Origin of the sequence: Okeania sp., assembly GCF_035285525.1 — a bacterium.
In the GTDB taxonomy this organism is placed as follows: Bacteria; Cyanobacteriota; Cyanobacteriia; order Cyanobacteriales; family Microcoleaceae; genus Trichodesmium.
The window spans coordinates 1-12,341 of sequence record NZ_JAYKGW010000232.1; the positions used below are offsets into that span (position 1 = coordinate 1).

General features: G+C 33.3%; 9 protein-coding genes. 5 read left to right on the forward strand and 4 right to left on the reverse strand.

From position 1 onward, the window contains the following. Positions 1–640: 640 nt before the first annotated feature. Positions 641–1,306: an HAD family hydrolase gene (locus tag VKJ25_RS21935; protein ID WP_324238776.1), complete on the forward strand. Its 666-nt coding sequence runs from the start codon at positions 641–643 to the stop codon at positions 1,304–1,306. A gap of 578 nt (positions 1,307–1,884) precedes the next feature. Here the strand turns inward: VKJ25_RS21935 and VKJ25_RS21940 are convergent. After that, entirely contained in the window at positions 1,885–2,265 is a 381-nt protein-coding gene (locus VKJ25_RS21940) for a hypothetical protein (protein ID WP_324238777.1), read from the reverse strand. A gap of 101 nt (positions 2,266–2,366) precedes the next feature. After that, positions 2,367–3,248 (reverse strand): glycosyltransferase family 39 protein, encoded by an 882-nt coding sequence (locus tag VKJ25_RS21945; protein WP_324238778.1) that lies wholly within the window; start codon positions 3,246–3,248, stop codon positions 2,367–2,369. 406 nt (positions 3,249–3,654) lie between these two features. Here VKJ25_RS21945 and VKJ25_RS21950 point away from each other — a divergent pair, with 406 nt between their 5' ends. Together VKJ25_RS21950 and VKJ25_RS21955 are read left to right on the forward strand one after the other, a co-directional pair. After that, entirely contained in the window at positions 3,655–3,879 is a 225-nt protein-coding gene (locus VKJ25_RS21950) for a hypothetical protein (protein ID WP_324238779.1), read from the forward strand. 2 nt (positions 3,880–3,881) lie between these two features. Beyond that, complete coding sequence (locus VKJ25_RS21955; protein ID WP_324238784.1) at positions 3,882–4,337, forward strand: type II toxin-antitoxin system VapC family toxin; 456 nt, start codon at positions 3,882–3,884, stop codon at positions 4,335–4,337. Between the two features lie 89 nt (positions 4,338–4,426). Here the strand turns inward: VKJ25_RS21955 and VKJ25_RS21960 are convergent, their stop codons facing one another. After that, positions 4,427–4,783 (reverse strand): XisI protein, encoded by a 357-nt coding sequence (locus VKJ25_RS21960; protein ID WP_324238780.1) that lies wholly within the window; start codon positions 4,781–4,783, stop codon positions 4,427–4,429. After that, positions 4,771–5,187 carry an element excision factor XisH family protein gene (locus tag VKJ25_RS21965; protein ID WP_324238781.1) on the reverse strand — a complete coding sequence of 139 codons (417 nt, stop codon included), beginning with the start codon at positions 5,185–5,187 and terminating at the stop codon, positions 4,771–4,773. Before VKJ25_RS21965 ends, VKJ25_RS21960 begins: the two co-directional genes overlap by 13 nt. 723 nt (positions 5,188–5,910) lie before the next feature. On the opposite strand from VKJ25_RS21965, the gene VKJ25_RS21970 reads away from it, so the two are divergent. Both VKJ25_RS21970 and VKJ25_RS21975 read left to right on the forward strand, forming a co-directional pair. Next, on the forward strand, positions 5,911–8,700 hold the full coding sequence (locus VKJ25_RS21970) for a Calx-beta domain-containing protein (RefSeq protein WP_324238782.1): 2,790 nt from the start codon (positions 5,911–5,913) through the stop codon (positions 8,698–8,700). Positions 8,701–8,962: 262 nt separating this feature from the next. After that, a complete protein-coding gene (locus VKJ25_RS21975; protein WP_324238783.1) occupies positions 8,963–12,139 on the forward strand; it encodes a family 10 glycosylhydrolase in 3,177 nt (1,058 codons plus the stop codon). Positions 12,140–12,341: the final 202 nt, after the last annotated feature.

Genomic DNA, 12,341 nt, shown 5'->3' on the forward strand with positions numbered 1-12,341 from the left:
TCGTAGAAAATACTGTCTGTTTTCACCATTTATTACCTGTTTTTACTGTAATCAACTAATGGCTAAATCCTTATTTTTTTAACATATAAAATTTAAAATAATCACTAAATTAACTTTTTAAATATACCGTAAATTATGGTTTAATCATAGCACTTATAGCCAATAAATAAAAATAGATTTAGAGACATAGTTTTAGCAAAAATTACTTGTGTTGGGTTTCGTTACCTCAACCCAACCTACAAATACTATTAATAATTACATCGGAAAGAAAATTAAGTAAATGACTGCTTTTTGTGACAATAATCTCGTCACAATAGATTTAGAGAAAAGGTTTTGGAATAAATTATTTTTGTTGGGTTTCGTACCTCAACCCAACCTACAAGAGTAAAATATATCGAATTATTATCAAAAATTCGTATTGTCTACAGACCAATAGATACAAATCAGAAATAGAAATTTGATATTACTTCTCCAACCAATATTCTCGCCTTCTCAAAAATTCCCTGACATCTAGAAATTACTAAGCAAAAATTCCTATTGCGCTATAGGCAATAGAGGCTCAAACTGTTATGGGTTCTTTCAAAAATTATCTTTTAATTTTAGACCACAAAAGTAAACATTATCTACCGAAAGAAATAAGATGCTTAAAGCAATTTTGTTTGACCTCGATGGCACTATTGTAAATACAGACCCTTTCCATTACCGGATATGGAAAGAAATTTTAAGTAATTACGGAATAGAAATTAATGAGAAGTCTTATAAAGAAAAAATTAGTGGTGGAACTAATCCGATAATTATCAAAAAATTACTACCACATCTATCAAATACAGAAGTGGAAGAGTTAGCGGATTCTAAGGAAGCTAAATTTCGAGAAATTGCTACAAATATAGAACCATTAGCAGGATTATTAGATTTTATTGAATGGATTGAAAACCAAAAACTCCAGAAAGCAGTTGTTACTAATGCGCCTCCAGAAAATGCTGAGTTTATGTTAAGAGTTTTGCAGTTAAAAGATACTTTTCCATTGGTAATATTAGGTAGTGAAATGCTTGTGGGAAAACCAGACCCTGCACCTTATAAATTATGTTTAGAAAAGTTAGAAATTTCCCCAGAAGAAGCAATTGTTTTTGAAGATTCTCCTTCAGGGATTAAGTCGGCAGTAGGAGCTGGTATTTATACAGTAGGAGTTACTTCTACCCATGAACCTGAATCTTTATTAAAGTTAGGAGCGAGTATTGTTATTAATGATTTTACTGATGAAAAATTACAGCAACTTTTAGATAGTTGGGAGATTTTTAGGGAATAGAAAAAAAGGAGATTATCAAAGGGTTTCATAATTTAGAAATGTCTTAAGGGACTTCCAAGTAACAAAATATCCTATTCTGATGAAGATAGGGAGCTATAGGGACGTTTTCCTGTGCAACATGAAACGCATTTTTGTCGGTGCAATGTTCCTACAGGGCTTATATTATGTCTGGTTGAATAACAGTTGTAGGGACGTTGCATGCAACGTCCCTACAGGAGTCAGGAGAGAATAAGTAATAAGTAAGAAGTGATAAGTAAGAAGTAATAAGTGATAAGTAATAAGTAAGAAGTAATAAGTAAGAAGTAATAAGTAAGAAGTAATCAGTGATAAGTAAGAAGTAAGAAGTAAGAAAAGGAGAAAGTTTTTTTATCACTAATTATCCGGACATAATATTATATGGGAACCAGTTAATGATAAAATAGAATATTGAGATAATTTATATTCTGCTATTTCTTAACCTTTGCTTCGACTGCTATATATAGAAATACTGCCATTTTAATAATTAGGGTTTGGTGATGAAATTCAGCAAACCCTAATTATTAATTATTAATTATTAATTATTAATTATTTACTCGCATTTATACATTCGGAAATAATAACCGGAAACTTTTTGATTTAGATTCAGGATTAAATATACAATTTTGAGTTTCTGGTTGAAATGGTGCTGCAAAATTGACTAGCCATAAATTTAATGGTTTGGGTAATTGAGCTAATGTTTGACTGAGTGTATTAACTGGAATATTTCCATCTCCTGATTTATTAGCTAGTAAAAACATTGGATAATTTTCAATAGGAATTAATTTTTTTAATTCCCAAGCAATACTCATCATTTCTCCAGTTTGTTCGTGAGTTTTTTCGACTGTTGCTATTAATGTTGGTATTTCTGATGTTAAAGTTTTGGCAATTGTAGAAGCGACTAAATCGGAACGGTCTGGTGTTTGATATGCTAGATTATTCACAACTATAAAACTACTAATTAATCCGAAAATTAGAATAAAAATAACTGCTGGTTTTTGCCAATTATTTCGGTTTTGCCAAGCTCCGGCAAAAGGAACAGAAGTTAAATAATTATGGCTGGAAAATGAATAAATTGATAACGAGCAACCAGGGTTAAGTCTATACTAAAAACATAAGTAATCAATAAAATAATTCCGCTTGTACTAATAACTAATCCTGTTAATATTTGCCATGATAATTTCCATTGTTTGGGAAAATAACGATAATTTTTAATCAGTAACCAGACTGTTAAACCAGTTATGAACAACATTATTAAAACTGAAATAATAATGATGAATAAAGGTTGGTTTTCTACTGGTAACATTACTATCATTGCTATCCACCAAACAATCATCCGAGCAATAGGTTCAATAAATTGTTCAATTGGATTTCCATGAGAAGTCCAGTCAACTAAACCACTATTTGAGTTAACAGCACCAATAAATATTGGTATCCAAATAATTCCGTTTATTGCTGTTCCTAAAGCTACTAAATAGATATTTTTCCAAATTTTTAATGATGGTAATTTAGGATAGTTTTGTTTCCAGTCTTGTATCCAAAACCAGAAAATAACTAATGCTTCAGCACATAAAGTTAAAGCCGAGAAAAAATGAACTGCTATTCCTAGACTATTAATAATAACCCAACTAAATAGCATCCAAAAAGGAAGGAGAATTTTTTGTTTAACTTTGGCGATCGCTACCATAAAAAAACCTAAAGAAGCAATAATTAAAAGAATAGCTAAAGTGTAATGTCGTGCTTCTTGAGCAAGATAAACACCAAAAGGAGAAACTGCCATTAATACTGCGGAAATTTGCCCTACTAAAGGAGAACGAAATGTTAGTAAACTGAGGAGAAATATTGCCGGAACTGAAAATGCTCCAAATATAGCACTTAGCGATCGCGCTCCCCATAAAGATACTAAGTCACCATGACTGCTAAACATTTTTACCCACAGATTAGTTAGCATAAAATAGACTGGGGGATGATTGCTTTCATTGAGTAGGTTATGAGCAACTGATGTTATTCGTAATTTTGAGTCTATTTGTAGGGGAGAAAGTAAGATGTCTAAGGATATTAGTTTGTCTAGAGGAATGGTTTGAAAACTTTTTCCTAAGCTAAAAACTAGGGTCGAAAATTCATCACTCCAAATTGGTTTAGCAGTTAAATTTGTTAGTCTTAAAGTTAGGGCGATTATGAACCAAATTAGTAGTAAAATTAAATTAAATATAAAAATGTTTTTTTTACATTTATGTAGGATAAATTCATTAGTATGATATAATTTAAGGGGTAAAATTTCAGCTTAAATCAATAATAATACATTTTTATCATTAAATTTAACTCTCAATGCAATGAATATAGAACAAGCTTTACTCAAAAATCTCAGAGAACTACCACCCGAAAAACAACAACAAATCCTAGATTTTAGTGAATTTATTAAACAAAAAAATCTAGTCAAACCTGAACTAAGAATGCCAAAACAACGAGCAGAGGCTTGGAAAAATTGGGCAGAAAATCACCCCAAAAATAGTCCTGGATTGTCAAATCATGCCTTAAGAAGAGAAACAATTTATTAATAATAACCAGCTATTTATTAGATGCTAATGTTATTCTCAGGGCGAGCGATCCAGCTTCTTCCAATTATCAATTAGTTGTTGATTCTGTATTTTTATTACTCAATAAAAACCATGAATGCTTCTTAACTCCCCAAGTTCTGATAGAACTTTGGGTAGTAGCTACTCGTCCTTTAGAAGTCAATGGTTTAGGCTGGACTCCTGAAAAAACCAGACAAGAAATCAATATATTAACTTCTCAATTTGTTTTATTATCAGATAGTCCAGGAATTTTTACCTATTGGTTAGATTTAGTAACTACTCACAATATCAAAGGAAAACGAACCCACGATATCAGATTATTAGCAGTAATGAAAGATGCTGGAATAGAGTATTTACTGACTTTTAACCCAGAAGATTTTGTGACTATTTCAGAGGTAAAAATTGTTACGCCACAAGAGATAATTAGTGGCTTTTACTAACAAGAAATAAGATTGGCACAACTTATCTCTAACCTAGTGACTTATAGAATTTTTTTGATGTTTAATTCCAGTAAATTAACCTAATAATTTTAACTAACAGCAAAACCTGTTTCTTCTCGAATTTGAGGATCGTAAAATGCTAAAACAATTTTATCTTTAGTAATACCAGCATCTAAGAAATCTCTGGCAATACCTTCTTCTGTTCCATCTCGTTGAATCCAAATTTTATCATCTAAAATATCTACATGAATTAAACAACCATGAACTCTTTTTGTTCCTGAATATTGAGAGTTTATTTTTTCTCTACCCACAATCATTAATAAATAACGATTCTGTTTAGTATCAAAAACTGTTTCAAATTTAATATTTTCATCGGCATAAGGAATTTCTGTATAAGATAGAATAACTTTTTGGATAAGATTGCTGTATTCATTTATGGTATCCATTCAATAATTTCCTCTAAATTAATATCAAAAATTAATAACAATAATTGATAATCTTCTATAATTATTTTACCTAAAGATTCTTCAAAAATATCGGTATAAATAAAATTAGGGATTGCTAAATAGAGCTTTCTATCTGGTTCTGTTCTTCGGATAACAGAACGATATAACAAATATTGTCCTAATGCGTTTTCTAAAGCACTGACTTCGGATATAGAAGCAAAAGTTTTAATTTCTATAGCTATTTTGTGTTGATTTTTTTGTGCTATTAATAATTTCTCTGCTCCTAAATCTACATACATATCTTTGGTTCCCCACTTTAGCCGAAGAGGATTGTGAGTTATTGTCCAACCATCTTTTATCAAGGCATTTTTACAATTATCGTGATATCTATCTTTTGTTGGCATTATTTTTGATTTTTAGTCTTTTGTTTCCTACTTTTTTAGCTTTGCTCCTGTTCCTATATGAGAAATTAGTATTCCAAATAATCTTTATCCAAAGCTGCTAAAAAATCATCTACTTTTCAAAACTGAACTTTTCCTTTCTGATAATCCTTTCTAACTTCAAACTTTTCTTCTCCTAATTTTTTTATTCGCTCTTAATGCAAACGCTTTTTCACAATATAAAGCAGAATTTATTCCTCTTCCAAAGAAAATTTTTCTACTATTTCTATTACTTCTTGGAAATTATAACTTTGATAATTATTACTCAGAAATTAAACCTAATATTTCTTATATTTTATAGCCATTGTAGATTGATTGTCAATAGATCAATATTTTCATTGTCTATTGTATATCTCCAATAATAAAAAATAAAATTAATTATAGCAGGTAAATCATCAATTCTTTCCTCCTAATTCCTGCTCTGTAGGGATGTTGCATAACAAAAATGCTAACGTCCCTACCTCCTTATTTTTTCAAGATGTCTATTGTTAACATTTCAAATTTAAGACTTCTCAAAATCATAAATTTTTATAAATATGACTTACACAGAGCTACTGTTGGTGTATAATTTAATATCTTGTTAATTTGTGATAGATAAATTTGATTTATCTCTGATAATACGGAAGACAAGACTAAAAATTAAGTGTATAAATAAAGAAGTATATTTTTTAAAGGTGCAAACAAATAATGTCAGAATCACTTTTCACGGATAGTAGCGATCGCTCCCTAATACCTAGTAGTTTATCCAAGACAGAAAATTCTCAATTTTCTCTGATTCAGGAAGCAGAAATTATCTTAACAACTGGCGAAAGAACTACCAATTTTGATGATTATGGATTAGATTTAGAAACTGCCTTTCCTACCCATAAATATGAAACAGAATCAGATGAATTTTTATTTACAGAATCAGAAATTTTTACTGTGGAACCAACACAAAATCCTATGGTTTTGAGGTCTGCTAGTCAAACCACAAAAGATCCTCTAACAGGATTAGAAGATGAAGAAGAATTGATAGAAATATCTACTGTTGAAGAACCAGCTTTATTATTTGATGAAGTTCCTGAAAAAGGAGGAGTAAAAAGAAACTTTGAAAATTCACCGATAATTCGTCAGCGACAAATTAAATTAGACTTTAACCTTCTAGATAACACAGATAAATCAGACAAAATTATCAGATTAAACTTATTTTCAGATGTCACCCTAGATGTCGAACTTGATCAAGTGAAAAGTTCACCAAATAAACAAGACTGGGTACGAACTGGTAAAGTAATAGGAGTCGAAAATAGTCAAGTGATTTTGATTAGTAGTAAAGATGAAAATAACATTTTAGGAGAAATTAGACTAGATTATTCAGAGCCAGAAAAAGCAAATGAATTTTATGAAATTCGTTCAACAGACAAAGGTAAATTTGTAGTAAATCAACTAGAAACTTCCTCCTTTTCTCAATGTTATTTTTGTGGAGGTAACCATGAAACACCTAATCATCAAGATCAGGAATCAAATCTAGAAGATAGTCTGGGAAGTGGCAGTTTTGATAGTGTTTTTAATTCAATTGTCCGTCGAAAAATATCACCATTATCTAATAATCAAAAAGTCGATAGTTTATTAACTAAAACTTTTTGGGATACAGGAGAAGACAATGTAATTACTTATAGCTTTTTATCAAATCAAGCAGTTAGTTCATATTATGGAAGAGAAAATCCATTATCACCAACTGACCCTGTTAAAAGAAATGTCAAAGAGATTTTCGATCGCTTTGAACAATATCTAGATGTCACATTTAAAGAAGTAGCAGATACAGTAGATAACTACGGTCAAATACGCATCATGTTATCCAATGGACCATTAGCAGGTGAATCCCGTGGTTACACATATCAACCACCAGATACAACAGAAAGTCCTATTGATGGAGATATACATTTATCATCTGTTTATCAACACGAATATGAGGATGTTCCGGGAAGTTATGGTTATATAACTATTGCCCATGAAATAGGTCATGCTTTAGGTTTAAAACATCCTGGTAATTATAGTTCTGGAGAACCGTCTCCTTTCTTATCTTATGCTCAAGATAACAATACTAATACTATGATGACTTACGTTGGTTTGGGTGGTTTTAATCAATATTCCACAACACCAATGCCTTATGATATTCAAAGTTTACAATATTTATATGGTAGAAATAACAACTTTAATTCCCAAAATACAACTTATTCATTTGATAGTATTTATGGATTTGATGATGGTAATCAATATTTAGGTAGTGCTGACAAAGGAACAAAAGTAACGCTTTGGGATGGGGGTGGTTTTGATACTATCGACCTGTCAAAACTTCCCAGTTTAGAATTAAAAGATTTTAGTTATGATTATCGTATAGATTTAAGAGAAGGTGGATTAATGACTACTGCTGATGCTTATAATAATCATGAATATATTGCATTTCAAGACACCAGTGGTACGAAATATAAAACCACTACTTCTGGTACGGCGATCGCTTATGATACAGTTATTGAAAATCTAATTAATTCTGGTGGAGATGATGTAATTTATGCTAATAATGCTGCTAATAAATTTAGCGGTTATGCACCAGGAGAAAATACAGGAAATGATCAGATTTTTAAGACAAATCAAAAGGATATTTTAGACTTATCAGAATATAGTCGCTCTGAAGTTAAAAAAAGTCGAAAGAAGAAAGATTTAATCCTCGATTTAGGTGAAGAAAATGGTTCAATTACTATTGCTAATTATTATGGAGTTAAAGCAGCAAAGCGGATGAAAATTTTGTATGAGCAACCAACTAAACCGGAGATTACTATCAATGATATTACTGTAAGTGAGGGTGATAGTGGAACAGAGAAAGCAAAATTTACAATTAATCTCAGCGAACCTAGTGACAAGACAGTAAAAGTTAATTTTGTCACCGCAAACGATACAGCAGAAGTAGGTTCAGACTATCGACGTCGTAAAGGAACTGTTACTTTCAAACCAGGTCAAACTACAAAACAAATTACTGTACCAGTTTTAGGAGATACTGCTGATGAGTTCGATGAAGAGTTCTTTGTCAAACTTAGCAAACCCCGAAATGCTACTATTGCAGATAATAAAGGTGTGGCAACTATTAAAAATGATGATTTGACAAGTATTTCTATTAGTCCTGCTACCATCACCGAAGGTAATATTGGTAATAAGAAAGCTAGGTTTGCAGTAACTCTTGACCAAGAAAGTCCGAGGACAATAACAGTAGATTATAGAACTGAGGATAGTACAGCTATTGAGGGGTCAGATTATCGTTCCAAAACAGGTACGCTAACATTTAAACCTGGTCAGACAAAGAAGATAATTCAAGTACCTATTATTGGTGACCAAATAAAAGAAATAGATGAATATTTTTGGGTACGATTAAGTAATTCTCAAAATGCAACCATAGACCAAGATAACCGTTTAGGTTTCGGAACTATTAAAGATAATGATAATTAGGGTTGGCTAAAAAAGTCTGCTAGTAAACTTCTCCAGAAAAGAGCTATAGAGGAAATAGGAAGAAAGAACAGATATCATCAATTTTTTTTCCCTACTCCCTACTCCCTCTTTTCTGAAGAGGTCTATTTGGAAAATCTCTAAAGTTAAGTTAAGATAAATAACTGCCATAAATTAATAATAAACAAATATAGTCATAATGAGTAAAAAAAGGTATTTATATACACAGATTTTCCCAAAATTAACAGGTACATTACTAAGTTTAATGGTACTGCTACCAACCCCTGTTAGAGCTAATGTTTTATTAGGGATAATTCGAGACTCAGAAAATACTAATGAATGGAATCAAATTATTACTCGAATAGACAATTTAGGTATTAGTTATCAACCAATTGATTTACAACAAATAAATACATTAGCAGATTTATCTGGAATTAAAGTTATCTTTTTACCTAATATTCAAACTTTAACTAAAATTCAAGTAGAAACTTTAGAAGAATGGGTAAAACAGGGAGGAAAATTAATAGCAAGTGGGCAAATAGGAAGAAAATCTCAGGCAGGAGTCAGGCAAAAATTGCGATCGCTTCTGGGTTCATATTGGGCTTTTCCTTTAAGTCAACCTACTACCCCAGAGCCGAAATATCGTTGTTTAGATATTGCTTGCCAAGAATCTACAGGTTGGGCACCACAAACTAACAACCAAGATAAAGTAACAGGTGGAGTATTAATTCCAGCAGGTTTAAACAGCAGAACTGCTGCTACTTGGCAAGGAAGTTCTGGTTCAGCGGCAGTTGTCGTTAGTCCTCAAGCTACTTATTTAGGTTGGAACTGGGGAAATAATGGTTCTGCTACCGTAGATAGTATTTGGTTTCAAGCTATTTTAAATCGTTATCAAAACCAGCCACAATTTAGTAATTCTTTAGCTACTACAAATAACTCCAATCCTGTTAAGATTAAACCCCGCACTTCTCCTTCCCCAACACCGAATAATGAAAATGTGAATATGATTAGGGTTCAACCGAGAACTACAGTTGTAAATTCTCCTGGAGATTTCAATAACAATCAACCTGGAACTAACCCTCAAAATCCGATTCCAGATGGGAATAATATTCAGCTTAGAAGTCAGCAACAAACCACAAACATTCAACCTCAAGAAACCAACTTAAGTAGCAATAATAATTCAGTTCCGGAGACAACGACCCCTCCCCAAATTAATAATACTTTGCCCATATTTTCACAACAGAGAGACCAGAAAAATCAGACATCTGAAACTGTTAGCAGAGAAAATACTTCCGACAGCAATACTCGAAAAACTACCAATAACAGAATCCCGCAACAGAGACAGGAAGAAAATCCAAAAACGGAAACAGTCAGTAACAACGATGTTCCTGTTAATTCTGCTAACAGCGATACTTCAGAACTTACCGATAAAGTCAGAGATTTTTGGGAAAGATTTCGAGAACGCAGAACAAATCCATCATCAAGCGGTAACTCTACAACAGCCTTACTTAGACCTCTACCAGCGCCAGCAGTACAAATACCCGATTTTGAAAAAGATCCTTCATCAAGTTCAGCACCTCCTGGTTTACAAATCAGACGAGGAAACTATCCCATTAGTAGGTCTCAAAGTTATGCCATGATACAGGAGTTAAATAACCTCCTGGGTAGATTTGAAAGTGCTTTGGTAGCAGCTCAGTCAGCAAATGTAGAAGTAAATTTGGCAGCAGATGACGTGACCATGGTAGCTGCTAATAATGACCAAACCACATTTATGGCTCAGAGAAATCAAAAAATTGAAAATGCTCAACAAGTAGCAAGTACAGCACGACAGGTAATTCAACAATTTCCCCAACTGGTAACAGCTAGACAATATGCTACCGCTAGAGATCAATGGCTCAACACTAGGCAAATGTTGTGGAATAACTACCCCACTGACGGCGAAAGAGCAGGAGCTGAGATTCGAGCTGTTTGGTTAGACCGGGGAACCATTGTCAGAGCAAGGTCAGAACGAGGTTTGGCATCAGTATTTGACCGACTCGCTGCTGCTGGTATTAATACTGTTTTCTTTGAAACTATTAATGCTGGTTATACGATTTACCCCAGTAATATTGCTCCCAAACAGAATCCTTTGACAACTTCTTGGGATCCTTTGGCAGCAGCGGTAAAGTTAGCCCATGAAAGAAATATGGAAATCCATGCTTGGATGTGGACGTTTGCAGTAGGAAATAGAGCGCACAACCGTGCTGTTGGTCAACCAGATAGTTATTTGGGTCCAGTGATTACGGCACATCCTAGTTGGGTGATGACGGATAATAGAGGTCGCCAAAGACATCCTAATGACACAAAGGTTTATATGGATCCAGCTAATCCTTATGTGCGTCAATATCTACTCAAGCTCATAGATGAAATTGCTAGTCGCTATGACGTTGATGGGATTCAGCTTGACTATATTCGTTACCCGTTTCAAGACTATAGTCGGAATTTTTCTTATGGTTATAGTACGACCGCCAGAAATCAATTTCGGCAGTTACATGGGATAGACCCGATGAGAATTTCCTGGCGCGATCGCCAGAATTTGTCGAAATGGAATCAGTTTAAAGTTAATCAAGTTAATAGTTTTGTTGCCAATACTTCTCAGTTTCTCAAACAGAAATATCCAAATTTGATTCTTTCGGCGGCAGTTTTCCCTTTTCCTCGAAATGAACGCTTTTACAAAATTCAGCAAGACTGGGAAACTTGGGTTAGTAATGGGGAGATTGATTTACTGACTCCCATGACTTATGCTTTGGATACGAATCGTTTTCAGCAAATTACACAACCGCTGGCAAACACGGGAGTATTAGGTAGTACATTAATAACCCCAGCAGTTAAACTGTTGAATATTCCGGAGATAGTGGCAGTAGACCAAATTCAAGCAGCACGGGATTTGCCAACAGGAGGTTATATTATTTTTGCTGCCGAAAGAATTACTGGTGGTTTGCATGGATTTTTGACTCGCACTCAAGGTGCGTCAGAAACAGGTAATGGTAACAGAGCGTCATTAAATGCTTTTGTTAAACCTGCTTATGTTGTGGAGGGTTTAATTCCTTATCGTCAACCTTTTGCCGCAGCAGCAGATCGTTTTCAAGCTTTGAAAAAAGAATGGAGTTTTTTATTAGGAAATCAGCAAATTTCTTTGGCAGAATCTGACATTAAAAGTTGGCGTGAGGAGGCTGAAGATTTGGCATTAGCTTTAGAAAAATTGGCAGATAATCCTAATAGTAATAATTTGAATAAAGCCAAAAGTAATTTAAGGAAATTTCAGTTAAAGTTTAGAAATTTAATGACAGTTCATGCTAGAGGAAATCCTTATCAAGTTCAGACTTGGCAAAATCGTTTAAGTTCTTTGGAAATGTTGTTAAATTATGGTGAGCGGGTAAAGTTAAATAGCGAGCGTTTTTAAGTTTATCAGGAAGGCAGAAGCGTAGGGTAGGGGCGGGTTTATGCAGAAATTTTTATACTACTCTAGGATTTATACAAACCCGCCCCTGAGACGGTGGTTTATATCATTGGGGGCGGGTTTGTGTAATTTCTAGATGAGAGTCGTTAACTCACTTGTTAAACCCGCCCCTGAGACGGTGGTTTATATCATTGGGGGCGGGTTT